Source organism: Blastococcus haudaquaticus (assembly GCF_900230285.1).
Classification (GTDB): domain Bacteria; phylum Actinomycetota; class Actinomycetes; order Mycobacteriales; family Geodermatophilaceae; genus Blastococcus_B; species Blastococcus_B haudaquaticus.
This window is the reverse complement of the sequence record NZ_OCNK01000003.1, coordinates 1-23,232: the sequence shown is the minus strand read 5'-3', so window position 1 is coordinate 23,232 and position 23,232 is coordinate 1. Positions and strand designations below refer to the sequence as shown.

Genomic DNA, 23,232 nt, shown 5'->3' with positions numbered 1-23,232 from the left:
CGGTGCGCAGCGTCCTCTTCGCCCAGGTGCGGGCGCACGTCGCCCGCCTGCTGGCCTCGACCCTCGCCGTCGTCATCGCGGTGGGCTTCGTCGTGGCCACGCTCGTGCTCAACGAGACCGCCCGGAGCACCGTGCTGAACGCCGTCGGTGCGCAGTACGTGGGCGCGGCCGCGGTCGTGACCTCCGACGACGGCTCCTCCCTCGCCGACGACGCCGACGCGGTCGCCGGCCTGTCCTCGGTCGCCGCGGTCGCGCCCTCCTTCGAGACGTCGATCCAGGCCGCCGTCCCCGGCCGCACCGGCTCCCAGTACCTGTTCGTCGGCACCGTCGCCGACGACCCCGCGCTGCGGTGGCAGCGGGTCTCCGACGGCGCGCTGCCCGACCGTCCCGGCGAGGTCGCTGTCAGCGACCGCGCGCGGGCCGCCGTCGGCGACGTCCTCACCGTGACCACCTACGACGCCGCCGGCGACGAGTCCACGTCGGAGGTGACCGTCACCGGCATCGTCGACCTGAGCGGCGACCCGGAGGCCGGGCTCTACGGCCGGGCCTTCGTCACGCCCGAGCAGGCCCGTGAATGGGGTGCGGCCGATCCCCTCGAGCTGCGCGTCGCCGCGGCTCCCGGCTTCTCCGACGAGCAGGTCCGCACCGATACGGCCGCCGCCCTGGGCGACCGGCCGGTCGAGGTGCGCACCGGCTCCGAGCGCGCGGCGGACGCCGCCGCGGCCATGATGGGCAACACGACGGCCCTGGCCGCGGTGCTGCTCGTGTTCGGCACGGTCGCCGTGCTGGTCGCCGGGCTGGTGATCGCCAACACCTTCGCCGTCCTCCTCGCCCAGCGGACCCGTGAGCTCGCCCTGCTGCGCTGCGTCGGCGCCACGGCCCGGCAGGTGCGCCGCAGCGTCCTCGGCGAGGCCGTGGTCACCGGCCTGGCCTCCTCCACGATCGGCGTCGCAGCCGGCATCGGGCTGGCTGCCGCGGTGTCCGCGCTCGCCGGTGGCGGCGAGTCGCCCATCCCCCTGACCGGGCTGTCGATCCCCTGGTACGCGCCGGTCGCCGGCGTGCTGGTCGGCACGCTGGTGACGCTGCTCGCCGCCCTCGCCCCCGCCCGCGCCGCCACCCGCGTCGCGCCGCTGGCCGCGCTGCGGCCGGTGGATCCGGCGCCGCTGCGTTCCCGGCCGGGGGTGCTGCGGCTGGTGCTCGGCCTGCTCCTCCTGCTGCCCGGCGTCGGCCTCATGGCCCTGGGCGTGGCGATGGGGCAGGTGCTGATCGCGCTGCCCGGTGGGGTGCTGAGCTTCCTGGGCATCGTGCTGCTCGCCCAGCGTGCCGTTCCGCCCGTGGTCGCGGCCGCCGGCCGGCTCGCCGGGCGCTTCGGCGGGGTCCCGGCCCAGCTCGCGGCCGGCAACGCCACCCGCAACCCCCGTCGGACGGCGGCGACCGCCACGGCCCTGCTCATCGGCGTCACGCTGACCAGCGCCTTCGTCGTCGGCGCGGCCTCCACGAGGGCCACGGCACAGGCCGGGCTGGCCGCCGAGTTCCCCACCGACATCGTGGTGAGCAGCTTCGACGGCGCCCTGCCGGCGTCGCTGCTGGCGACGCTGGAGGACCTCGACGGCGTCGACCGGGGGGCCGCCGTCATCTCCGCCGACGTCACCGGTCCCGACGGTCAGCCGACGTGGACCTTCGGGGTCGACGCCGCCGCCACGGAGCCGGTCCTGCGGTCGACGGAGGAGCTGGCCCTGCCGGTGCCCGGTCAGGCGCTCCTCCCCGAGTGGCTGGCCGAGACGTGGGCGGTGCGGGACGGCGATCCCGTGGCCCTGGGCGCGCCCGGCCAACAGCGCACGTTCACCGCGCTGGTGGTCGACTCCGGCCAGCCGCTGATGCTCACCGCGGACGACCTGCGCGCCGTCGCGCCCGAGACGGGGCTGGGTGAGCTGTGGCTGCGCCTCACCGACGGCGAACCGGACGGTCAGGTCGGCGCCGTCGACCGGATCACCGACGTCGTCGCCGAGATCGACCCGGCGGCGCAGGTGACCGGGCTGGTGACCCTGCGGGACCAGATCGACGAGGTGCTCGACCTGCTGCTGCTCGTCGTCACCGGTCTGCTGGGCATCGCCGTGCTGATCGCCCTGATCGGTGTGGGCAACACCCTGGCGCTGTCGGTGGTGGAACGCCGGCAGGAGAACGGCCTGCTGCGGGCGCTCGGCCTCACCCGCGGCCAGCTGCGCGGGCTGCTGGCCTGGGAGGCGGTGCTGGTCGCAGGTGTGGCGGCGGTGCTCGGGGTCCTCGTCGGCGGGGCGTACGGGCTCATCGGCGCCGCCTCCGTGCTCGGCGAGATCGGCGAGATCGTGCTGTCGGTGCCGTGGCTGCAGGTGGCCGTGATAGTCGCCGTCGCCACGGTCGCCGGGCTGCTGGCCTCGGTCCTGCCGGCCCGCCGCGCCGCCCGGACGTCGCCGGTGTCCGCCATCGCCGGCTGACCGTCCGCCGAGATCTGCACATTCGCCCTCATCAGCGCCTCGATGGGCGCGAGTGTGCAGATCTCGCCGCGGGAACGTCGCCCGGCTCACAGCAGCCATGCAGCTCCGGCTGGGATGCTGGGACCGTGCCGTCCCGTATCGCCCGCCGTGCCGCCCTCGTCGCCTCGATCCTCGCCGGCCCGGCGGGCTTCGTCGCCGCAGCCGCCTGGGGACTGCCGACAGCCCTCGGCGCCCACCGCCGCCGGCTGCGCCCCGTCGTGAGCCGGTCCGCACAGTTCTCCGACGGCAAGTTCCACAACCGGATGCCCACGCCGGCCCTCTCCCCCGCCAACACCCGCGACGGGCTGCTGCGGCAGTGGCACGAGGAGCGGCACGTCGGCCTGCCGGGCGGCCCGATCCCGCTGTCGCGGGCGGCCATCCCGGCGGACGCCGCCGAGCTGGCGGTCACCTGGTTCGGGCACGCCAGCGCCCTGCTCGAGATCGACGGCCAGCGAGTGCTGGTCGACCCGGTGTGGGGGCACCGCGTCTCGCCGTCGCCGGTGTTCGGCCCCACCCGCCTGCACGAGCCCCCGATGCCCCTCGAGGAGCTCCCCCAGGTCGACGCCGTGCTCATCTCGCACGACCACTACGACCACCTCGACCTGCCGACCGTGCGGGCACTGCTCACCACCCAGACGGCGCCGTTCGTCGTCCCGATCGGCATCGGCGAGCACCTGCGCAAGTGGCACGTGCCCGAGGAGCGCATCGTCGAGCTGGACTGGGACGAGAGCCACACCGTGGGTGGGCTGACGCTCACCTGCACCGAGGCGCGCCACTTCTCGGGGCGCTACTTCCACCGCGACACCACGCTCTGGGCCTCGTGGGCGCTGGCTGGGCCACGGCACCGCGTCTTCTTCGGCGGGGACACCGGCTACACCCCCGCGTTCGCCGCGATCGGCGCTCGCCTGGGGCCCTTCGACCTCACCCTCCTGCCGGTCGGCGCCTACAACGACGCCTGGCACGCGATCCACATGGACCCCGAGGAGGCGGCGCGCGCGCACGGCGACCTCGGAGGACGGGTGCTGCTGCCGATCCACTGGGCGACCTTCAACCTGGCGTTCCACCGCTGGGCCGAGCCGGTGCAGCGCCTCCTGACGGCCGTCGCGCGGACCGGCGCGGAGGTCGTCGTCCCGCAGCCCGGTGAGCGCATCGACGTCCTCGACCCGCCACCCCTGCACGACTGGTGGACGGCGGTGGGGTCGGCCGCGGACTCCGCGGCGGCCGGCGACGGCGGCGTCGGGACGTCGGTCCTCGCCCGCACGCTGACCCGGCTCCTCTCCCTGCTCCCTGGCTGACCCGTCACCGTCCGCGGTGACAGTGCACATTCCGGGCCATCCCAGCGCCGGTAGCCCCGCGAAGTGCACTCTCGCGCAGCCGCGATCCTCGACTACCGGAGGAGCTTGGACATCCGCCGGTCGGCCAGCGGCTTGCCGCCGGTCTGGCACGCGGGGCAGTACTGCAGCGAGGTGTCGGCGAAGCTCACCTCGCGGACGGTGTCGCCGCAGACCGGGCACGGCAGCCCGGTGCGGGCGTGCACCTGCAGCCCGGAGCGCTTCTCGCCCTTCATCGTCGCCGCCTTCTGGCCCGCCTGCCGGTCGAGGGCGTCGGTCAGCGTCGCCCGCATGGCCTCGTAGAGACGGATCAGTTCGTCGTCCTTGAGCTTGTCCGCGCCCTTGAACGGCGACAGCCGAGCGGCGTGCAGGATCTCGTCGGAGTAGGCGTTGCCGATGCCGGAGATCAGCGTCTGGTCGGTGAGCGCGCCCTTGAGCTGGCCGCTGCGGCCGGCCATGAGGGCGGCGAACTGCTCGCGGTCGACCTGCAGGGCATCGGGGCCGAGCCTCGCGATGCCGGGCACCTCCGACGGCGACCGGACGACGTACACCGCCAGCCCCTTGCGGGTGCCCTGCTCGGTGAGGTCGAAGCCGTTCCCGTCGTCGAGGTGCACGCGCAGTGCCAGCGGGCCCTTGCCGGGCTTCGGCGGCGCGGGCGGCAGCCCGGTGCGCCAGTGCAGCCACCCCGCCCGCGCCAGGTGGACGACGAGGTGCACACCGGAGACGTCGAGGTCGAGGAACTTGCCGTGCCGGCCGACGCCGGTGATCTCCAGCCCGCCCAGGGCGCTCAACGGCGGGTCGAAGGTCTTGATCGCCTGGACCGACGCCAGGTCGGCGCGCGCCAGCACGTGGCCGACCGCGTTCTCGCGCAGGAACGCGGCCAGCGCCTCCACCTCGGGCAGCTCCGGCACGGTGACCATGATCCCCGCTCGCGACGCCGCACGCGTCCCACGTCCGGGTGTCGTCGACGGCGAGCGGGTACCACCAGGCTCGTGCCCGGCCCCGGGCGCGATGTCCGACCGGAAAGCGGTTCGCGTGCGGCCCACCTCGACCCGCCTGGCGTCTCCCCCGTCGGGGACACCGTCGCTTCCACCGCTGGGCCCGGGGCGCGATCCGGCGGCCGTGACGCGGGTGGCCCGGGCCGTGCTGTGGCCGCTGGCCGTCGGCTCCCTCCTCCACATCGCGGTGCGCTCGTCGACCGGGAACGCCTATGACCTGGCCATCCTCTGGCGGGGCGGGGCCAGCCTGGCCTCCGGCGGGCCGCTGTACGACTCCCACCTCGAGTTCATCTACCCCCCGCTGGCGGGCTGGTTGCTCGCGCCGCTGGGGCTGCTGCCGTTCCGGGCGGCGGTGGTCGTGGTCGTGCTGGGCGGACTGGCCGCCGCGGTGACCGCCGCCGTCCTGATCCTGCGCCTGGTGGGTGTCCGCGCCGACTCCCCCGTCGTCCCCGGCGTCCTCCTGCTGCTCGCCCACAGCAGACCCCTGATCGGGTTACTCGCGCAGGGGAACATCGACACCGTCCTCCTGCTGGCCGAGGCGAGCGTCATCGCCCTGCTCATGGCCCGCCGGGACGTCGCGGCGGGTGTCCTGCTCGGCGCGGTGTGCGCGGTCAAGCCGACGCTGGCCCCGGTCGTCCTCGCGCTGGTGCTCCTGCAGCGCGGTCGCGCCCTGCTGGCCGCCGCCGCCAGCGGGATCGTGCTCACGGCCGTGGGCCTGCTCACCGTGCCCGACCGCGACGTCTTCATCACCGGCGTCCTGCCGCTCCTCGCGGACGGCAACCGCGACGTGCTGGCCCCGTACAACCGGTCCATCCACGGCGCCGCCGTCGAGCTCGGGCTCCCCGGAGGCCTGGACGTGGCGCTGCGGGTGGCCGCCTTCGGCCTGGCCTGCTGGGTGGCCTGGCGGCGGCGGTCGGGGCCGATGGCTCCCCTGGAGGTCGTGCCGCTGCTGATGCTCGGCACGATGCTCGCGTCGTCGTTCTCGTGGGCGAACTACGGCATCTACCTGCTCCCGCTGCTGCTGACCGCGGCCCGGCCCGGCAGCCTGGTGCGCAGCTGGCCGGCGTGGGCGGGGGTCTACCTGTTCACCACCACGAACGCCTGGCACATCGAGGACCTCACCGGGCTGCCGGACGTGCTGCTGCGCCTGCTGCCGCTGTGGGGCTGGCTGCTCCTGCTCGGCACGTGCGCCGTCGCCGCGCTCCGGTCGCCCCCGCCCGGGGCCCCCGAGCCCGCGGGGGCCGTCAGGCCCGGGTGGTCTCCACCCCGCTGACCTCGACGGTCGCGCCCGGCTCGTGCCGCGCCTGGTCGGCCACGGCAGCGGCCACGGCCGTGGTGACGGCGGGGTCGAAGACGCTCGGGATGATGAAGTTGGCGTTCAGCTGGTCGTCCTTGACGACGGCGGCGAGCGCGTCGGCCGCCGCGAGCAGCATCCCGTCGCTGATCTCGGTGGCCCGGGCGTCCAGCAGGCCGCGGAAGACCCCGGGGAACGCGAGCACGTTGTTGATCTGGTTCGGCAGGTCCGACCGGCCCGAGGCCACGATCGTCGCGTACTCACGCGCGCGCACCGGGTCCACCTCCGGCGTCGGGTTGGCCATCGGGAAGACGATCGCCCGCTCGTTCATGCGGGAGAGGTCCTCAACCTTCAGCACGTTCCCGGCGCTGACCCCGATGAAGACGTCGGCCCCCTCGAGCGCGTCGGGCAGCTCGCCCCGCTCGGCCCCGGGGTTGGTGAGCTGCGCGAGGTCCTTCTTCGCCGGGCCGAGCCGGTCGTCGTCGGGCGAGAGGATGCCCTCGCGGTCCCAGACCAGCACCTTGCCGGCGCCGGCCTTGAGCAGCAGGTGCACGATCGCCGTGCCCGCCGCACCTCCGCCGGCGACCACGATCTTCACGTCGGGCAGAGACTTGTCCACGACCCGCAGCGCGTTCTTCAGCGCGGCCAGGGCGACGATCGCCGTCCCGTGCTGGTCGTCGTGGAAGACGGGGATGTCGAGCTTGTCGCGGAGCCGGGCCTCGATCTCGAAGCAGCGCGGGGCCGCGATGTCCTCGAGGTTGATGCCGCCGAAGCCGGGCGCGATGAGCTCGACGGTGCGCACGATCTCGTCGACGTCCTGCGTGTCGAGGCAGATGGGCCAGGCGTCGATGTCGGCGAACCGCTTGAACAGCGCGGCCTTGCCCTCCATGACGGGCATCGCGGCGCCGGGGCCGATGTCGCCGAGACCGAGGACCGCGGATCCGTCGGTGACGACGGCGACGGTGTTGCCCTTGATCGTCAGCCGGCGGACGTCCTCGGGGTGCTCGGCCAGCGCCAGGCAGACCCGCGCCACTCCGGGGGTGTAGGCCATCGAGAGGTCGTCGCGGGTCTTCAGCGGGACCTTCGACGCGATCTCCAGCTTGCCGCCGAGGTGCAGCAGGAAGGTGCGGTCGCTGACCTTGCGCACCGTCACGCCGGGGACGGCGCGCAGTGCCTCGACCATCTCCTCGGAGTGGGCGGCGTCGGCGGCCGAGCAGGTGACGTCCACGGTCAGCCCGTCGGAGCGGGAGTCGACGACGTCGATCGCGGTGACCGCACCCCCGGCGGACCCCACGGCCGTGGCGATGCGCCCGATGCTCGCCGGGTCACCGTCGGAGGTGAGCCGCACGGTGATCGAGTAGGACGCGGAGGTCACCGGCCCCCGGGGGACGGCGGCGGGGACGGGCTCGGCGGCGCCGGCTGCGGGCGCGGTATCGGTGCTCATGACGGCGTCCATCGTCTCACCGCGTGGTGGCGGGCCTCAGCCGGCCGGGCGTGAGACTCGTCCCTCCGCCTTCGCCTTGAGTCCGGCGCAGAACTGCCGGAAGGACGGGTTGAGGTCGGGGGTGGTCCGTCCGAGGACCCCGGCGAGCGGTCCGGAGTGGTCCTCGCGCACGGTCAGCACCGTCCCGCCGCCGTCCTGGGCGTCCAGGGCGTAGGTCCGCTCGATGACGGCGAGCCCGCCGGGCAGACCGCCCCGCCAGCGCATCGCCTCCTGCGGGCGGAGCTCGGTGACGGTCGCGGTGAACGGCCGGCTGCGGATCATCGTGGCGTAGACGGTGATCGGCTCGCCGAGGGCGACCCGGCCCTCGATGCGGTCGACGCCGGAGTCCCAGTCCCGCCAGCCGTGGACGTCGGTCAGCAGCGCCCAGACCGCGGCGGGGTCGGCGTCGATACGGGTGACGGCCTCGAAGCTCCTCACGACCGGGAGTCTGCTCCGCCCGGCGACGGAGGGCCAGATCTCATCCCCGCAGCCGGGGCGCCCCGACGTCGAGGTCGCGGCCGCCGGTCGCGTCGGCGGCCAGGCGTCGCGCCCACCCCTCGAGGCCGGCGACGTCGATGCCGTGCGGCCGCGCCGCGGCGTAGGGCGCCACGTTGCCGGCACCACGCTCCAGCAGGGTCGCCGCGCCCAGCTGGTTGCCCCGGGCGGCGTGCGTGAGGCCGACGGCGAGCTGCGCCAGGCCGCGCCACAGCCGGCGCTCGTCCTCCGGCGCGGACTTCCACGCGTCCTCGAGCACCTCGTGGGCGTGGAAGGGGCGTCCGGCGTCGAGCAGTTCCTGCGCCTCGTCCAGCGCCCGGTCCGGCGGCCGGACGATCCCCTCCGGCGCCCGCTCCTCACCGACGGCGTCGTAGGGCAGGGGCCGGCCGAGGGCGTCGCGCGGTCGGGCGTTGCGGGCCCGGCCGTCGATGTCGCGGTCCCGCTCGATGGCCATGCGGCCGATCCTCCCGCAGTGGCCTGCATCCGGACGACCGATGCTCGCGGAAGAAGGAGTGCAGCACCCGTTCGAGCCAGGGAGGTCCGGTGCCAGCGAGCGGCACGGTGCGCCCGTGAGCGAGTTGGTGGCGGTGCGCCCTCTGCGGCTCGGTAGCGTTCGGGGCATGGCGACGGACCGACGGCAGGCGCGACCCGCCGCCGCCGAGCCGGACGACCGGGAGATCGGCCGCCGCTTCGCCGCAGGTGACGAGCAGGCGCTCGCGCTCGCCTACGAGCGGTGGGCGGGCCAGATCCACGGGATGGCGGTCCGGGCGTTCGGTCCCGGACCGGACGCCGAGGACGTCACCCAGCAGACCTTCGTCTCCGCCTGGACCGGGCGGGCGGGCTACCGGGCCGACAAGGGCCCGCTCCCCGGCTGGCTGGTCGGGGTCGCGCGGCACAAGATCGCCGACACCTGGGCGCGCCGGGACAAGCAGCGCCGGGAGACCGAGGCCGCGATGTCCGAGGCGCAGGCCGGCCCGGCCGAACGGGTCACCGCAGGCGTGGACACCCAGGTCGCCGACCGGATCCTGGTGCTCGACGAGCTGGACCTCCTGGGCCAGCCACAGCGAGGGATCATCGAGCTGGCGTTCTTCGAGGACCTCACCCACGCCCAGATCGCCGAGCGCACCGGACTGCCGCTCGGCACGGTGAAGTCCCACATCCGACGCACCCTCGAACGGCTCCGGACCAGGTTGGAGGTGGACGGTGCAGCACTGCACGCCTGAGCAGCTCGCCCTCGCCGCGCTGCGCGAGCCCCTGCCTGCCGACGACTCCGCCCACCTCGCCACCTGCGAGGCGTGCCGGTCGGAGGTCGCCTCCCTCCAGCGGGCCGTCGACGCGGTCGCCGTCCCCCAGCTCGCCGCTCCCGGCCCCGCTGTGGCGCCGCCGCCGGCAGTCTGGGACGCCATCGTGGCCGCGACCGGCGTCTCGGCGACCGTCCGGGACGACGTCGTCGCCGACCCGCCGGCTGCGGAGCCGGTCCGCGCCGCCACGGTGCTCCCGTTCCGCCCTCGCCGTCGTCCGGCGCTCCTCGTCGCCGCCGCGGTCCTCGCCGGCGCGGTGGTGGGTGCCGGAGCGGTCGCCGTGGTGCAGAACGGCGACGACGGCGAGGCGGTCACCGCGGTCGCACTCGACCCGCTGGCCGACAACGAGGCCTCCGGCCGGGCCGAGGTGGTGGAGCTCGAGGACGGTTCGCGGGTCGTCCGCGTCGAGCTGGACGCGCCGGCGCTGGACGCCGAGTACTACGAGATCTGGCTGATCGACCGCGACGTGGTCGACATGGTGCCGCTCGGGGTCGTCCGCCCCGGCACGCAGACCGTGGAGCTGCCGGCCGATCTCGACCTCGGGCGGTTCCCGCTGGTCGACGTCTCGGTGGAGCCGCTCGACGGCGACCCGACGCACTCGGGCGTCTCCGTGGCGCGCGGGGAGCTGGACACCTGAGCGACGCGCTCGCCTAGCCTGGTGCCAGTGAGCCTTCCGCAGTCCCCTCTGCTCCACGAGGACCTCGGCGCCGCGTGGCGCAAGGCCCGCCCCCGCCCCGCCGGCCGGCACCTGGACAGCGCAGCCTGCAGCCGGCAGAGCCACCGGACGCTGGAGTCCACCGCGCACCACGCCCGGCACGAGGCGGAGCTCGGCGGGTACGTCGCGGAGGCCACCGCCGACGACCTGCTCCAGCAGGGCCGCTCGGTGATCGGCGGGCTGGCCGGCATGGCGGCGGCCGACGTCGCCTTCGTGGAGTCGGCCCAGGCCGCACTGGTCGCCCTGCTCACCGGGTGGCGGCTGCCGGCCGGCTCGCGGGTGGCCTGCCTGCCCGGGGAGTACGCGCCGAACATCGCCCAGCTGCGCACGTACGGTCTCCGGCCGGAGCCGCTGCCCGTCGACGGGGTGGGCCGGGTGGACGTCGAGGGCGTGGAACGCCTGCTCGCGTCCGACCCGCCGGCGTTCGTGCACCTGACCCACGTCCCCAGTCACCGCGGCCTGCTGCACCCGGCCGCCCAGGTGGCGGCGGTGTGCCGCGCCGCCGGGGTCCCGCTCGTCCTGGACGCCGCCCAGTCGCTGGGCCACGCCGACGCCGACGTGGGCGCCGACGTCGTCTACGGGACCTCCCGCAAGTGGCTGGCCGGGCCGCGGGGCGTGGGCGTCCTCTGCGTCCGGCCCGCGCTGGCCCGGCAGCTCACACCGGTGCTGCCCGAGCCGGAGGGCGTGCCGCCGATGCGCGCGTTCGAGTCCGGTGAGGCGCACATCGCCGGGCGCGTGGGCCTCGTCGTGGCGGTCGGCGAGCACCTGGCCGCCGGTCCCGATCGGGTGCGCGAGCGGCTGGCGTCGATCGGGCGCACCACGCGCGAGCTGCTCGACGGCGTGGGCGGCTGGCGGGTCGTCGAGCCGCTGCACGAGCCGACCGGCACCACGACGCTGCGCCCGCCGGACGGCGTGGACGTGGTGGGCGTCCGCAGCTCCCTGCTCACCGAGCACGGCATCGTGGTCAGCGCCATCGGCCCCGAGCGCGCGCCCGGTGAGATGACCGGCCCGGTGCTGCGGGTGTCGCCGCACCTCGACGTCGAGCTCGACGACCTCGAGGCCCTCGCCGCCGCCCTCTAGGGGCCGAAGTGGCCACTTCGGCCCTTCAACGGCCCCGCTGCATCGCGGCCGAGACCCGGCGGTGGACGGCGAGCTGCTCGTCCAGCCCGGCGTGCACCGGCCGCCCGTCCTCCACGACCAGCCGCCCGCCGACGACGGTGTCCCGGGCGGAGACCGGGCCGCAGCGCAGCCACGCCTCGACCGGGTCCGACAGCGCACCGGCGAACCGCGGGCCCTCCAGCGACCACACGACGAGGTCGCCGCCCGCCCCCACGGACAGCTCGCCGACCTCACCGGTCCGCCCGAGACAGGCAGCTCCCCCGCGCGTGGCCATCTCGAGGGCGTCCCGCGCGGACATCGCGCCCGCACCGTGCCGCAGCTTGCCCTGCAGCATCGCCGTGCGGGCCTCCAGCCACAGCGACGCCGAGTCCGCCGAGGCGGAGCCGTCCACGCCCAGCCCGACCGGGGCGCCCGCGGCGCGCAGCTCGGCCACCGGCGACAGCCCGCTGCCCAGGATCATGTTGGACGACGGGCAGTGCGCCGCGCCCACGCCCGCCGCGCCCAGCCGGGTCACCTCCTCCGGCGAGGGCCACACGACGTGCGCGAGCCAGGTCCGGTCGGTCATCCAGCCGACGTCGGCGAGGTAGTCGACCGGGCGGCGGCCGAACGTCTCCAGGCAGAACGCGTCCTCGTCCTGCGTCTCGCACAGGTGGGTGTGCAGCCGGACGTCGAGCCGCGCGGCCAGCTCGGCGGTGCGGGTCATCAGCTCCGTGGAGACGCTGAACGGCGAGCACGGGGCCAGCGCGATGCGGGTCATCGCCAGCGGCGAGCGGTCGTGGAGCGCTTCCACCAGACGCTGGGAGTCGGCCAGGATCTCGTCGTCGTCCTGGACGACGGAGTCCGGCGGCAGCCCGCCGTCCTTCACCGACAGCGACATCGAGCCGCGCGTCGGGTGGAACCGGATGCCGAGGTCGCGCGCGGCCGCCACCTCGGCGGCGATGAGGTCGCCCGCGCCGCGGGGGTGCACGTAGAGGTGGTCGGTCGAGGTGGTGCAGCCGCCCATCGCCAGCTCGGTGAGGCCGACGTAGGCGCTGACGTACGCCGCCTCCTCGTCCAGCCGCGCCCACAGCGGGTAGAGCGTCACGAGCCAGTCGAAGAGACCGCCGGTCAGGGCGGGCGCGAAGGCGCGCGTCAGGTTCTGGTAGAGGTGGTGATGGGTGTTCACCAGGCCCGGCGTCACCAGGCAGCCACGCCCGTCGATCGTCGTCACGGCATCCGGCCTCGGGTCGCCCGGCCCGCCGAGCCCGCTGACCGCGCCGTCGGTGACGGCCACCCAGCCGCCGGCGATCTCGCGGCGGGCGTCGTCGACGGTGGCGACCAGTTCGGCGTCGGTGACCAGCAGGTCGGCGCGCGCGGGAATGTCCACGACCGGGATCCTGCCCAGCCGGGGTGACGGACGCGTTACTCGAGCGGCTCCTCGTCCACCTCGACGTCGAAGTTGGCGGTGTCGTCCTCGACCGACGTGACGGTCACCGTGACGCCGTACTCCTGGTCGTCGCCCTCGACGCTGAGCGTGCAGCGGGTCTCCGCGCCGACCTCGGCCGCCAGCTCGTCGGGGCACGACACCTCGGGGCGGAGCCCGACCTCGGCCTCGAGCGCGTCCTCGGCCCCCTCGGCGACGTCGTCCGCGGCGAGCGAGCCGGCACCGCAGGCGCTGAGCCCGACGGCGAGGAAGGGGGTGGCGACGAGCAGGCGCAGTCGACGGCGGGACACGGGCGGCTCCTTGGTCCGAGGGTGCGCCGACCCTAGCGGCGCGCGGCCGGGGGGATCATCGATTCCTGCGCGCCGGTCAGGCGGGCGCACCGTCGACCAAGCGGGCCACCGCCGCCGGCAGGTCTCCCGTCGTGGGCCGGGCACCCACCAGGCGGCCGGCGGTCTCCGGCGGGACCCCGATCGAGCCGAGCACCTCGAGCGCCTGGAGGTCCGGCAGGGCGTCGAACCAGCGCCGTCCGAGCGCGGCCCGGCCCCGGGCCGTCGGCCGACCCCAGAGCCGCAGCCGGGCCATGCCGCCGTCCGGGTGGACGTCGAGCCGCACCTTCTCCACCGCCGGTGCGCCGTCGAGGACGAAGCGGTGGCGGGTGTCGGGCTGCAGGCGGGTCCGCGGCAGGACCGGCACCTCGCCGTCGGGGCCGATCCCGATGAGCGCGGCAGTGCCCGGGGCGTTGTGCAGGAACCAGCTGGTGTCGAGCTCGGCCAGGGTCACGACGCCCTCGCAGGCCAGGGTCACCTCGACCCAGTCGTTGCCGGAGTCGCGCCGCCGGGCGGTCTCCCAGCCCTCGCCCATGCTGCGGGCCAGGCCGGGGGCGATCAGCTGCTCCGGCCGGCCGTAGAACTCGTTGCTCACGCCGCTGATCAGGGCGCCGTTCTCCAGCGCCGCCAGGTCCACGGGCCCGGCGTCGAGGAGCCGGGGGTCCGGAACGGCGTGGCCGTGCACCCGGAGCCGCGCGACGCCGCCGTCGGGGTGGATGTTGAGCCGGACGTGGGTGACCCGGCGGCCGGAGTGGACCGGGAAGACGTTGTGGGTGTTGCCGGCCAGGCCGTGGACCGGCAGCAGCGGCTGCCAGTCGGCCTTGAGCAGCTCGTCGACGGAGCAGTGCCCCTCGATGGCGGCGCCGTCGAGCGAGGCCTGCGGCGGGTAGTTGCCGGTGAAGAACGCGGTGTCGACGACGGCGCCCGCGACGATGCCCGGCGTCGCCAGCCGGACGACGGCCCAGTCGTGGCCCGGGGTGCGCCGACGACGGGTCTCCCAGCCGTCGTAGACCTTGCCCTTGGGGCCGAACTCCGTCCGGGCCACCGGAGCCGCCGGCAGGACGAGGTTCTCGCGCTCGGCGAAGGACTCGTCGTTCGCCGCCACCACCGCCCCGCCCAGGGCACGGCTGGCGAGGTCGGGCAGGCGGGTGAAGTCGCTCATGGGGCTCCTCGGTGCCGGCGGGGGGTCACTCTGGCATGCCGCCGCGCCGGAGCAGGCGCCCGATCGGGGTGCCGTCCGCCGGCCGGCCGCGCAGCCAGGTCCGCCGGACCACGCCGTGCAGCTCGCGGTGCGCGTAGGGCGTGACGGGGTGGCGGTGCTGCAGCTCGCCGACGGTCCAGCGGTCCTCCGGTGCGAACGCCACCAGGTCGGCGTCCCGTCCCACGGCGATCGCCCCCTTGGTCGGCAGCCCGGCCAGCCGCGCCGGCGCCTCGGCCATCCAGCGCACCACCCGGTCCAGCCCGATCCCGCGGGCGCGCGCGCCGGTCCAGACCACCGGCAGGGCCACCTGCAGGGAGGCGATCCCGCCCCAGGCAGCGCCGAAGTCGCCGTCGTCGAGCCGCTTGAGCTCCGGCGTGCACGGCGAGTGGTCGCTCACCACCAGGTCCACGTCGCCGTCGGCCAGCGCCGCCCACAGCGCCTCGCGGTGCCAGACCTCGCGGATCGGCGGGCAGCACTTGAAGGCGGTGGCCCCGTCGGGCACATCCTCGGCGGCGAAGGTCAGGTAGTGGGGGCAGGTCTCGACCGTGATCCGCACCCCCTGCGCCCGGGCCCTCCGCAGGACGGGCAGGGCATCGGCGTCCGCCAGGTGGACGACGTGCGCCCGCGCCCCGGTGTCGGCCACGGCCGCCACCAACCGGCCGATGGCGGACTCCTCGGCCGCTCCCGGTCGGGACGCGAGGAACCCCGCGTAGCTCGGCCCGCGCGGTGCGGGTGCCGCTGCGATCACGTCGGCGTCCTCCGCGTGCGCGATGAGCAGACCGTCGAAGGCCGCCAGCTCGGCCAGCGCGGCCCGCAGACCCTCGTCGTCGAGGGGCGGGAACTCGGGGACGCCGGAGTCGAGCAGGAAGCACTTGAAGCCGACGACGCCCGCCTCGTGCAGCGGCCGCAGCTGGTCGACGTTGCCCGGGACCGCCCCGCCCCAGAAGGCCACGTCCACGCTGACCTGGCCTTTCGCCGCCGCCCGTTTCACGTGCAACGCGTCGAGGGTGGTCGTCGCCGGGATCGAGTTGAGGGGCATGTCGACGATCGTCGTGACGCCACCGGCGACCGCGGCACGGGTCGCCGACGCGAAGCCCTCCCACTCCGTGCGGCCCGGCTCGTTGACGTGCACGTGGCTGTCGACCAGCCCGGGCAGCAGCACCTCGTCGTCGGCCAGGGTGACCGCGGCGGGTGCGTCGTCGAACGCCGTGACGGCGGTGATCCGGCCGTCCTCGCTGTGCACGGCGGCGGCCCGCTCGCCCTCGGGCAGCAGCACCCGGCGGGCCCGGACGACGAGGCTCATGCGGTTCCTCGGAGGTCTGCAGCGGGCGACAGCGCGTCGACCGCACCGACCACACGGTGCAGCTCGGTGCCCCAGGCGGTCGTCACCCAGCCGCCGGGCAGCGGCAGCCGGACGGCGTCCTCGCCCGTCGCCACCTCTGCGTCGTCGGCAGGCCCCTCGGCTGCACTGTGCACGGTGGAGGCATACGCCCGGGGAGCCACCGGGGGCAACCAGGCCGGCTCTCCCGGCCCCAGCCCGACGGTGGTGTGCAGGACCGGCCGGCCGGCCCGCTCGATCCGCGTCGTCCCGGTCCAGCGGCCCGGTTCCTCGCCGCTGCGGCCGAGGAGCACCTGCTCGGTGGCGGTCAGTACCGCGCCGTCGGCCAGGTGAGCGGTGAGCTCCGCCTGGTGGTGCGCCCGGACGGCCACCACCGTGGGTTCGAGCCGGAGGTCGAGCGCGCCGGCGACCGTGGCACGGATGCGCTGGGCGGAGGGCAGCGGCTCACCGCGCGAGGGCAGCGCGATCGCCGCGGCCACCGACCGCACGGCGAGGCGCGCGCCCTCCTCGACGACCAGCGAGATCTCGGCGTCGTCCCCGCCGAGCGGGCCGAACGCCGTCGCCACCAGGTGCACCGACGCCGCGCCCGTCCGCCGGACGGCGAGCTGCCCGCCGGCCCGGACGACCGGCAGCACGGTCCGGCCGCCCGGACCGGGCCGGGCGACGATCTGGACGACCGTCCTCACACGAGCACGCGGGCCCGGATCTGCTCCCGCACCCACTCCGCCACGGTCGCGGCCGACGGGTCCTCGCGCAGCGAGATCAGGTGCGTCGGCTTCCCGTTCCGCACCGCGGCGGAGTCACGGCGCATGACGTCGAGGTCGGCGCCGACCATCGGGGCGAGGTCGGTCTTGTTGACCACCAGCAGGTCGGCGGCCGTCACCCCCGGTCCGCCCTTGCGCGGCACCTTGTCCCCGCCGGCGACGTCGATGACGAAGATTTGCGCGTCGACCAGGCCGTAGCTGAAGCTCGCGGTCAGGTTGTCGCCACCGCTCTCCACCAGGACCAGCTCCAGCCCCGGGTGCCGCGACTCCAGCAGCTCGACGGCGTCGAGGTTGGCGGTGATGTCGTCGCGGATGGCGGTGTGGGGGCAGCAGCCGGTCTGCACCGCCTCGATCCGGTCGTCGGGCAGGACGGCGTTGCGGCGCAGGAAGTCGGCGTCCTCGGTCGTGTAGATGTCGTTGGTGACGACGGCGAGGTCGTACTCGGCGCCCAGGGTGCGGCACAGCGCGGCGGCCAGCGCGGTCTTGCCCGAGCCGACCGGTCCGCCGAGCCCGACCCGCAGCGGTCCCGGCTTGCCGTCTGCGGAGTGGCGGTGCCCGGGGGCGTACGGGTCCACGTAGTCGTCGAGGTTGTGGTCAGGCGGCATGCGGACTCCTGGTGAGCGTCATGAGGCGAAGAACCGGTCCTTCCGGGCGGCGTGCACCTCGGCCAGCAGGTCGAGGAGCGGATCGGTGGCGGCCGGCAGCTCGCCGACGGCGCGTTCGGCGACGTCGTCGACGTCGGGCGAGAGCCGGGCGGTCACCGCGGCGACGGTGAGCGGGTCCATCGCGAGCAACCGCTGGGCCGCCGTCGCCGGACCGCTGATCGACAGGTAGGCGGCGGCGGATGCGGCGTCCCGTGGAGCCAGCCCACCCGCTCCGGCGGCGACACCCAGAGCGATCGGGTGGTGCGGCCGATCGGTCAGGGCGTCCCAGAGCGGCGAGGGCCAGGCGCGGCGGCCGACGCGGACCAGCCCGCGCCCCTGCTGCCGCGACGCCGTCCTCGAGGCCGGCGACGGCGTGCGGGCATCGGCCTCGTCGTCCAGCGCCGCCAGCCGCTCCGCGGCCGCACCGCACGCCGCTGCCGCCAGACCTGCCGCTACCAGCCCGGACGTGGCCAGCCGGCGGCGCAGGAACGTGGCGAGGCTGCCCGGGTCGTGCACGATGCCCGCCGCGATCGCCTGTTCCACGCCGCCCGAGTGGGTGTGCCCACCAGCCGGCAGCCGGGAGTCGGCAAGGGTCAGCAGCGCTGAGGTCATGGGAAGCGGGCCCTCAGAAGAGGAAGTAGCGCTGGGCCATGGGCAGCTCGCGCACCGGCTCGGCATCCCATACCTCGCCATCGACCGACACCGTGAAGGTGTCGGGGTCGACCCGGATGTCGGGCAGCGCGGTGTTCTGCGGCATGTCCGCCTTGGTCAGCCGCGTCGTGTCGGTGACCGCGACGAGCCTCCGGTCGATCGCCAGCCGGTCGGCCAGCCCCGCCTCGATCGCCGCCGGTGCGACGAAGTGCACCGACGTCAGCGCCGGGACCTTGCCGTAGGCGCCGAACATGGGTCGCGGTAGGACCGGCTGCGGCGTCGGTATCGACGCGTTCGCGTCACCCATCTGGGCCCAGGCGATCATGCCGCCCTTGAGCACGACGTGCGGCCGGACCCCGAACGTCTTCGGGTCCCACAGCACCAGGTCGGCGAGCTTGCCCGGCTCCACCGAGCCGAGCTCGCCGTCGATCCCGTGCGCGACGGCCGGGCAGATCGTGTACTTGGCCACGTACCGGCGGGTCCGGAGGTTGTCGGCGGCGCCGTCGCCGGCCAGCGAGCCACGCTTGGCCTTCATCACGTGCGCGGTCTGCCACGTCCGCAGCACGACCTCGCCGACCCGGCCCATGGCCTGCGCGTCCGACCCGATCATCGAGATCGCGCCCAGGTCGTGCAGCAGATCTTCGGCGGCGATCGTCGTCGGCCGGATCCGGCTCTCGGCGAAGGCGAGGTCCTCGGGGACGGAGCTGTCCAGGTGGTGGCAGACCATGAGCATATCGAGGTGCTCGTCGAGCGTGTTCACGGTGTGCGGCCGGGTCGGGTTCGTGCTGCTGGGGAGCACGTTCGGGTGGCCGGCGACGGTGATGATGTCCGGTGCGTGGCCGCCCCCGGCGCCCTCGGTGTGGTACGCGTGGATGGTCCGGCCGGCGATCGCCGCGAGGGTGTCCTCGACGAAGCCGGCCTCGTTCAACGTGTCGCTGTGCAGGGCCACGGGGACCCCGTGCTCGCCGGCGACGGTCAGCGCGGCGTCGATCGCGGCCGGCGTCGATCCCCAGTCCTCGTGCAGCTTGAACCCGCTCGCACCGGCCCGGAGCTGCTCGACCAGCGACTCCCGCCGCACCGTGTTGCCCTTGCCGAGCAGGGCCACGTTCACCGGCAGCGGGTCCATCGCCTCGAGCATGCGGGCGAGGTACCAGTCCCCCGGGGTGATCGTGGTCGCCTTCGACCCTTCGGCCGGGCCCGTGCCGCCGCCGATCAGGGTCGTGACGCCGGATCCGAGCGCCGTCGGGACGATCTGCGGGCAGATGAAGTGCACGTGGCAGTCGATGCCACCCGCGGTGAGGATCTTCCCGTTCCCAGCCAGCACCTCGGTGCCGGGACCGATGACCAGGGCGGGGTGGACGCCGTCCATGGTGTCCGGGTTGCCGGCCTTGCCCAGCGCGACGATCCGCCCGTCGCGGATCCCGACGTCGGCCTTGACGATGCCCCAGTGGTCGAGGACGACGACGCCGGTGATGACCAGGTCGGGAGCGCCCTCGGCGCGGGTCGCGCGGCCCTGGCCCATCGACTCGCGGATCACCTTCCCGCCGCCGAACACCGCCTCCTCGCCGGCCCGGCCCGGACCGCCGCAGCGGTCCTCCTCGACCTCGATCAGCAGGTTCGTGTCGGCCAGCCGGACGCGGTCGCCGGTGGTGGGGCCGTACAGCTGGGCGTAGCGCTCGCGGGACAGCTGCACCATCAGCCGAGCCCTCCTTCTGCCGTGAGGCCGGGGACGAGACGGGCGCCGGCGAGCGGGACGAGGGACACCGTGCGGGTGATGCCGGGCTCGAAACGGACCGCGGTGCCGGCGGCGATGTCCAGCCGGTGACCATGTGCCGCGGCGCGGTCGAACCGCAGCGCGCGATTGGTCTGGGCGAAGTGGAAGTGCGAGCCCACCTGGACCGGCCGGTCGCCGGAGTTGGTCACCTCGACCTCGATGCGAGGGGCGCCGGGCAGCGTCTCGATGACGCCGTCCGCAGGGAGGACCTCACCGGGGACGACGCCTCCATCGCTCCGCAAGCTTCCGCTCACGGAATGGGGTGGTGGACCGTGACGAGCTTGGTCCCGTCGGGAAAGGTCGCCTCCACCTGCACCTCCTCCAGCAGCTCGGGGACGCCGTCCATGACGTCGTCCCGGGTGAGGACCGTGCGGCCGGACTGCATGAGCTCGGCCACGAGGCCGCCGTCGCGGGCGCCCTCCAGCACGTGGTCGGTGACGATCGCCGTCGCCTCCGGCAGGTTGAGCCTCAGCCCGCGTGCGCGCCGTCGGCGAGCCAGCTCTGCTGCGTAGGACAGCAGCAGCCGCTCCTGCTCGTGCGGTGACAGGTGCAACGTGCTCGACCTCCGGGGTTCTCGGAATCCGGACGTTAGCCAGCCCGTGTGACAGCCCTGTTGCGTCGCCCGGTTGGACTCTTGCCTTTCGCGCCTCACTGCCTCTATGGTTCATTACATGAGTAATGAACCCAGGGACCCGCGCAGCCCTGGAGCACCACGGACAGCGACGTGAACGAGGACGCCGGACCGATCTTCCGGCAGGTCGCCGCGGAGATCGAGAACGCGATCGTCGACGGGTCCCTCGCCGAGGAGACCCAGGCGCCCTCGTCCAACGAGCTCGCCGCCTTCCACCGGATCAACCCCGCCACGGCCGCCAAGGGCCTGAACGAACTGGTCACCGACGGGGTCCTCTACAAGAGACGAGGAGTCGGGATGTTCGTCGCCACGGGCGCCCGCGAGCAGCTGCTCAAGCGTCGGCGCAGCGAGTTCGCCGACCAGTACATCCACCCGCTGATGACCGAGGCCCAGAAGCTCGGCATCTCCGCCCGCGACCTCGCGGCGATGATCGACGATTGGGAGGGCCAGCGATGACCACGGGGACCAACCCGACGGCCACCGTGCGGGACGTCACGATGAGGTTCCGGGAGCACACCGCCCTGGACTCGGTCACGACCAGCTTCGAGAAGGACGCCATCACGGGCCTGCTGGGCCGCAACGGCGCCGGCAAGACCACGCTCATGCAGCTCCTCACCGGCCACCGCGTGCCGTCCGCGGGGCGGGTGGAGGTGTTCGGCGCCAGCCCGTACGAGAACGACCGCATCCTCCGCGACATCTGCTTCGTCAAGGAGGGGCAGCGCTACCCCGAGCAGTTCCGCGTGCAGGACGCCCTCGCGGCCGCGGCCATGGTCTTCCCCCACTGGGACGACGACCTGGCCGCCGACCTGCTGACCGACTTCGACCTGCCGGCCAAGCGGCCGGTGCGGAAGCTGTCCCGGGGCATGAACTCGATGGTCGGCATCATCATCGGCCTCGCCTCCCGGGCTCCGCTGACGCTGTTCGACGAGCCCTACCTCGGGCTGGACGCCGTGGCCCGGCAGCAGTTCTACGACCGGCTGCTCGCCGACTACGCCGAGCACCCGCGCACGATCGTCCTCTCCACGCACCTCATCGAGGAGATCGCCAGCCTGCTGGAGCGGGTCCTGCTCATCGACCGGGGCCGCGTGCTCCTCGACACGGACGCCGAGTCGCTGCGCGACAGCGCCCTCACGGTCAGCGGCCCCGTGGACAAGGTGCAGGCGTTCGCCCGGCAGCACGAACTCCTGCACACCGAGTCGCTGGGCGGGCACAGCCGGGCCGTGGTCCGCGTCGGCGGGGCCGCCGACCGGCGCGCAGCCGCCACGCACGGCCTCACCGTCGAACCGACCAACCTGCAGCAGCTCGTGGTGGCCATGAGCCTGCAGTCCCCTGCGACCCGCGGCCCGGTCCGCAGTCCTCTGAGGGCAGCCCCCTCCGAGGACCTCGAGGAGGTCTCCTGATGAACCGCGTCCTCCAGGCAGCGCGCCTGCACCTCTTCAACCCGCTGGTGATGCTCGGCGTCCCATGGCTCGTCGTCGGCATCAGCTTCGCCATCAACGTCGTGATCTGGCACCTGACCCCGGCCGGGGAGGATGACGGCGGGTTCACCGGCGGTGTCCTGGCTCTCTACTTCACCGTGCTCGTGATGTTCGTGCAGTCGGTGACCCAACTGCTGCCGTTCGCCATGGGCATCAGCATCAGCCGGCGGACCTTCTACCTGGGGACGGCGCTGGTGGTCGTCGTCCAGTCACTCCTCTACGGCGTGGCCATCGCGGTTCTCGTCGCCATCGAGAACGGGACCGGCGGATGGGGCGCCGGCATGAGCTACTGGGCGCCGGGCCCCTTCGAGGTCGACAACTTCTTCCTCCAGATCCTCGCGTCCGGCGTGCCGATGATGGCCTTCGCCTTCGCCGGTGTGGGATCGGGGATCGTGCACAAGCGCTGGGGCCAGGCCGGCACCTGGTGGCTGATCATCGTCTCGATGCTGGTGTTCGGTGGCCTGGCGATCCTCGTCACCTGGCTGGGCGCCTGGGCCGACATCGCGAGCTGGTTCGCCGACCAGTCCATCGTCACGCTCACGGTCGGCATCCCCGCGGTCGTGGCCCTGCTGTCCGCACTCGTCGCCTACCCGGGGATCCGCCGCGTCGTCCCCTGACCATCACGGCGGCACCTCGCAGGCCCCCGCGCCGTCCCCGGACGGAGCGGGGGCCTGCTGGCTCTACGGTGACCCGGTGACGACCGGTCGCCGCGCACTCGCCGTGCTCGCGGCGCCCTGCCTGCTGCTGTCCGGCTGCGCACGCACCGAGGACCGCGCGCCTTCCCCGAGCGCTCCGGTCCCGGCCGGGTCGTCGGTCCAGGATCTCGTGATCGGCGACGACGAGCGGACGTACCGCATCCATCGCCCAGCGGACCTGCCGCCCGAACCGGCACTGGTCCTCGTCCTGCACGGCGCTGGAGGAAGCGCTCGGCAGGCGGAGGAGTCCTACGGATGGCCGGCGCTCGCGGACCGGGAGGGCTTCCTGGTCGCCCACCCCGACGGGATGCACCGGACCTGGAACGCCGGAGGCGGGTGCTGCGGCCGGGCGGCCGCCCAGGACGTGCACGACGTCGCCTTCCTGACCGCGGTGGTGGACGACGTCGCCCGGCGCACGAACGTGGACATGGACCGGGTTTTCGTCACAGGCATGTCGAACGGCGGGATGATGAGCTACACCCTCGCCTGCTCCACCGACGTCGTCGCAGCGATCGCACCGGTGGCCGGGACGATGCTCGGCGACTGCGCGGACCCCGCACCTGTGTCGGTCCTCCACCTGCACGGGACGGCGGACGCCGTGGTGCGCATGGACGGCGAGCCGGGGGAGCGGCTGGCCGACGTGGACCCGCCACCGGTCGACGACGTCGTCGAGTTCTGGCGCTCGGTCGACCGCTGCCTCGAGCCGGCGGAGGTGAGCGAGGACCGTGTCCGCCGATCGGTGAGCGGCTGTGCCGACGGACGTTCCGTGGAGCTGGTGACCGTCGACGGCGCCGGCCACCAATGGCCCGGGTCGTCGTCCCTGCGGCCGGCCGCAGATCCGCCCTATCCGGATCTGGACGCCACTGCGGAGATCTGGCGCTTCTTCGCAGCCCACCCGAAGCCCTGACAACGGCCCGGGAATGCACGAAGGGGCCCCAGCGCGTGGCTGGGGCCCCTTCGGGAATGGTTGTCCGGCGGCGTCCTACTCTCCCACCCCGTCTCCAGGGCAGTACCATCGGCGCTGAGAGGCTTAGCTTCCGGGTTCGGAATGTTGCCG

General features: G+C 74.3%; 24 protein-coding genes and 1 rRNA gene. 10 read left to right on the top strand and 15 right to left on the bottom strand.

All coding sequences use genetic code 11. The features are described from left to right. Positions 1 to 2: 2 nt before the first annotated feature. Positions 3 to 2,474 (top strand): FtsX-like permease family protein, encoded by a 2,472-nt coding sequence (locus tag CRP30_RS11505; protein WP_097184159.1) that lies wholly within the window; start codon positions 3 to 5, stop codon positions 2,472 to 2,474. A gap of 125 nt (positions 2,475 to 2,599) precedes the next feature. After that, positions 2,600 to 3,808, top strand: coding sequence for an MBL fold metallo-hydrolase (locus CRP30_RS11500; RefSeq protein WP_200814707.1), 1,209 nt, complete (start codon positions 2,600 to 2,602; stop codon positions 3,806 to 3,808). A 92-nt stretch (positions 3,809 to 3,900) separates the two neighbouring features. On the opposite strand, the gene CRP30_RS11495 is transcribed toward CRP30_RS11500, so the two are convergent. Further along, positions 3,901 to 4,764, bottom strand: coding sequence for an Fpg/Nei family DNA glycosylase (locus CRP30_RS11495; protein ID WP_235003340.1), 864 nt, complete (start codon positions 4,762 to 4,764; stop codon positions 3,901 to 3,903). Between the two features lie 202 nt (positions 4,765 to 4,966). On the opposite strand from CRP30_RS11495, the gene CRP30_RS11490 reads away from it, so the two are divergent. Beyond that, entirely contained in the window at positions 4,967 to 6,115 is a 1,149-nt protein-coding gene (locus tag CRP30_RS11490; RefSeq protein ID WP_159961706.1) for a glycosyltransferase family 87 protein, read from the top strand. On the opposite strand, the gene CRP30_RS11485 is transcribed toward CRP30_RS11490, so the two are convergent. The 3 genes from CRP30_RS11485 to CRP30_RS11475 are packed head-to-tail and all read right to left on the bottom strand — an operon-like array spanning position 6,087 to position 8,568. Next, positions 6,087 to 7,580 carry an NAD-dependent malic enzyme gene (locus CRP30_RS11485; RefSeq protein ID WP_200814706.1) on the bottom strand — a complete coding sequence of 498 codons (1,494 nt, stop codon included), beginning with the start codon at positions 7,578 to 7,580 and terminating at the stop codon, positions 6,087 to 6,089. The two genes, CRP30_RS11490 and CRP30_RS11485, sit on opposite strands and share 29 nt — an antisense overlap. Before the next feature lie 36 nt (positions 7,581 to 7,616). After that, entirely contained in the window at positions 7,617 to 8,057 is a 441-nt protein-coding gene (locus CRP30_RS11480) for an SRPBCC domain-containing protein (protein ID WP_159961704.1), read from the bottom strand. 40 nt (positions 8,058 to 8,097) lie between these two features. Next, positions 8,098 to 8,568, bottom strand: coding sequence for a DUF309 domain-containing protein (locus tag CRP30_RS11475; protein ID WP_097184156.1), 471 nt, complete (start codon positions 8,566 to 8,568; stop codon positions 8,098 to 8,100). A 166-nt stretch (positions 8,569 to 8,734) separates the two neighbouring features. Between CRP30_RS11475 and CRP30_RS11470 the strand changes: the two genes are divergently transcribed. From CRP30_RS11470 to egtE, 3 genes are read left to right on the top strand one after another with little or no spacing between them, the layout of a single operon-like run. Next, positions 8,735 to 9,337, top strand: coding sequence for an RNA polymerase sigma factor (locus CRP30_RS11470; RefSeq protein WP_097184155.1), 603 nt, complete (start codon positions 8,735 to 8,737; stop codon positions 9,335 to 9,337). Next, positions 9,318 to 10,052, top strand: coding sequence for an anti-sigma factor (locus tag CRP30_RS11465; RefSeq protein ID WP_097184154.1), 735 nt, complete (start codon positions 9,318 to 9,320; stop codon positions 10,050 to 10,052). Before CRP30_RS11470 ends, CRP30_RS11465 begins: the two co-directional genes overlap by 20 nt. A gap of 27 nt (positions 10,053 to 10,079) precedes the next feature. Next, positions 10,080 to 11,210: an ergothioneine biosynthesis PLP-dependent enzyme EgtE gene (gene egtE, locus CRP30_RS11460; protein ID WP_097184153.1), complete on the top strand. Its 1,131-nt coding sequence runs from the start codon at positions 10,080 to 10,082 to the stop codon at positions 11,208 to 11,210. 25 nt (positions 11,211 to 11,235) lie between these two features. On the opposite strand, the gene CRP30_RS11455 is transcribed toward egtE, so the two are convergent. The 10 genes from CRP30_RS11455 to CRP30_RS11410 form a co-directional block, all read right to left on the bottom strand. Then, a complete protein-coding gene (locus CRP30_RS11455; RefSeq protein ID WP_235003339.1) occupies positions 11,236 to 12,615 on the bottom strand; it encodes an 8-oxoguanine deaminase in 1,380 nt (459 codons plus the stop codon). A gap of 35 nt (positions 12,616 to 12,650) precedes the next feature. After that, entirely contained in the window at positions 12,651 to 12,962 is a 312-nt protein-coding gene (locus CRP30_RS11450; RefSeq protein ID WP_159961702.1) for a DUF4333 domain-containing protein, read from the bottom strand. A 76-nt stretch (positions 12,963 to 13,038) separates the two neighbouring features. Next, entirely contained in the window at positions 13,039 to 14,160 is a 1,122-nt protein-coding gene (gene alc / locus CRP30_RS11445; RefSeq protein ID WP_097184151.1) for an allantoicase, read from the bottom strand. Positions 14,161 to 14,185: 25 nt separating this feature from the next. Beyond that, positions 14,186 to 15,502 (bottom strand): allantoinase AllB, encoded by a 1,317-nt coding sequence (gene allB / locus CRP30_RS11440; RefSeq protein ID WP_097184150.1) that lies wholly within the window; start codon positions 15,500 to 15,502, stop codon positions 14,186 to 14,188. After that, positions 15,499 to 16,224, bottom strand: a complete 726-nt coding sequence (locus CRP30_RS11435) for an urease accessory protein UreD (protein WP_097184149.1) — start codon at positions 16,222 to 16,224, stop codon at positions 15,499 to 15,501. The genes allB and CRP30_RS11435 overlap by 4 nt, the downstream gene beginning before the upstream one ends. Next, entirely contained in the window at positions 16,221 to 16,907 is a 687-nt protein-coding gene (ureG, locus tag CRP30_RS11430) for an urease accessory protein UreG (RefSeq protein ID WP_097184148.1), read from the bottom strand. Before ureG ends, CRP30_RS11435 begins: the two co-directional genes overlap by 4 nt. Positions 16,908 to 16,925: 18 nt before the next feature. Further along, positions 16,926 to 17,558, bottom strand: coding sequence for an urease accessory protein UreF (locus CRP30_RS11425; RefSeq protein WP_097184147.1), 633 nt, complete (start codon positions 17,556 to 17,558; stop codon positions 16,926 to 16,928). A 13-nt stretch (positions 17,559 to 17,571) separates the two neighbouring features. Next, positions 17,572 to 19,293, bottom strand: coding sequence for an urease subunit alpha (locus CRP30_RS11420; protein WP_097184146.1), 1,722 nt, complete (start codon positions 19,291 to 19,293; stop codon positions 17,572 to 17,574). Then, complete coding sequence (locus tag CRP30_RS11415) at positions 19,293 to 19,625, bottom strand: urease subunit beta (RefSeq protein WP_304528901.1); 333 nt, start codon at positions 19,623 to 19,625, stop codon at positions 19,293 to 19,295. The genes CRP30_RS11420 and CRP30_RS11415 overlap by 1 nt, the downstream gene beginning before the upstream one ends. Then, the gene (locus CRP30_RS11410; RefSeq protein WP_097184145.1) at positions 19,622 to 19,924 is read right to left on the bottom strand and encodes an urease subunit gamma; all 303 of its coding nucleotides are present in this window, start codon (positions 19,922 to 19,924) and stop codon (positions 19,622 to 19,624) included. The genes CRP30_RS11415 and CRP30_RS11410 overlap by 4 nt, the downstream gene beginning before the upstream one ends. A gap of 171 nt (positions 19,925 to 20,095) precedes the next feature. Here CRP30_RS11410 and CRP30_RS11405 point away from each other — a divergent pair, with 171 nt between their 5' ends. From CRP30_RS11405 to CRP30_RS11390, 4 genes are all read left to right on the top strand, one after another. Then, a complete protein-coding gene (locus tag CRP30_RS11405; protein WP_097184144.1) occupies positions 20,096 to 20,458 on the top strand; it encodes a GntR family transcriptional regulator in 363 nt (120 codons plus the stop codon). Then, entirely contained in the window at positions 20,455 to 21,402 is a 948-nt protein-coding gene (locus tag CRP30_RS11400; protein ID WP_097184143.1) for an ABC transporter ATP-binding protein, read from the top strand. The genes CRP30_RS11405 and CRP30_RS11400 overlap by 4 nt, the downstream gene beginning before the upstream one ends. Beyond that, positions 21,402 to 22,097, top strand: a complete 696-nt coding sequence (locus tag CRP30_RS11395) for a hypothetical protein (protein WP_097184142.1) — start codon at positions 21,402 to 21,404, stop codon at positions 22,095 to 22,097. The genes CRP30_RS11400 and CRP30_RS11395 overlap by 1 nt, the downstream gene beginning before the upstream one ends. A gap of 76 nt (positions 22,098 to 22,173) precedes the next feature. Then, positions 22,174 to 23,082: a CE1 family esterase gene (locus CRP30_RS11390; protein ID WP_097184141.1), complete on the top strand. Its 909-nt coding sequence runs from the start codon at positions 22,174 to 22,176 to the stop codon at positions 23,080 to 23,082. A 62-nt stretch (positions 23,083 to 23,144) separates the two neighbouring features. On the opposite strand, the gene rrf is transcribed toward CRP30_RS11390, so the two are convergent. After that, a 5S ribosomal RNA gene (rrf, locus tag CRP30_RS23440) occupies positions 23,145 to 23,232 on the bottom strand; the annotation flags it as partial.

Bases quoted from the DNA above. Each gene is read 5' to 3' on its own strand.
- CRP30_RS11420 (WP_097184146.1), bottom strand. From the start codon at position 19,293: ATGGTGCAGCTGTCCCGCGAGCGCTACGCCCAGCTGTACGGCCCCACC.
- alc (WP_097184151.1), bottom strand. From the start codon at position 14,160: ATGAGCGACTTCACCCGCCTGCCCGACCTCGCCAGCCGTGCCCTGGGC.
- CRP30_RS11425 (WP_097184147.1), bottom strand. From the start codon at position 17,558: ATGACCTCAGCGCTGCTGACCCTTGCCGACTCCCGGCTGCCGGCTGGT.
- CRP30_RS11400 (WP_097184143.1), top strand. From the start codon at position 20,455: ATGACCACGGGGACCAACCCGACGGCCACCGTGCGGGACGTCACGATG.
- CRP30_RS11495 (WP_235003340.1), bottom strand. From the start codon at position 4,764: ATGGTCACCGTGCCGGAGCTGCCCGAGGTGGAGGCGCTGGCCGCGTTC.
- CRP30_RS11470 (WP_097184155.1), top strand. From the start codon at position 8,735: ATGGCGACGGACCGACGGCAGGCGCGACCCGCCGCCGCCGAGCCGGAC.
- CRP30_RS11475 (WP_097184156.1), bottom strand. From the start codon at position 8,568: ATGGCCATCGAGCGGGACCGCGACATCGACGGCCGGGCCCGCAACGCC.
- CRP30_RS11395 (WP_097184142.1), top strand. From the start codon at position 21,402: ATGAACCGCGTCCTCCAGGCAGCGCGCCTGCACCTCTTCAACCCGCTG.
- CRP30_RS11485 (WP_200814706.1), bottom strand. From the start codon at position 7,580: ATGAGCACCGATACCGCGCCCGCAGCCGGCGCCGCCGAGCCCGTCCCC.
- ureG (WP_097184148.1), bottom strand. From the start codon at position 16,907: ATGCCGCCTGACCACAACCTCGACGACTACGTGGACCCGTACGCCCCC.
- allB (WP_097184150.1), bottom strand. From the start codon at position 15,502: ATGAGCCTCGTCGTCCGGGCCCGCCGGGTGCTGCTGCCCGAGGGCGAG.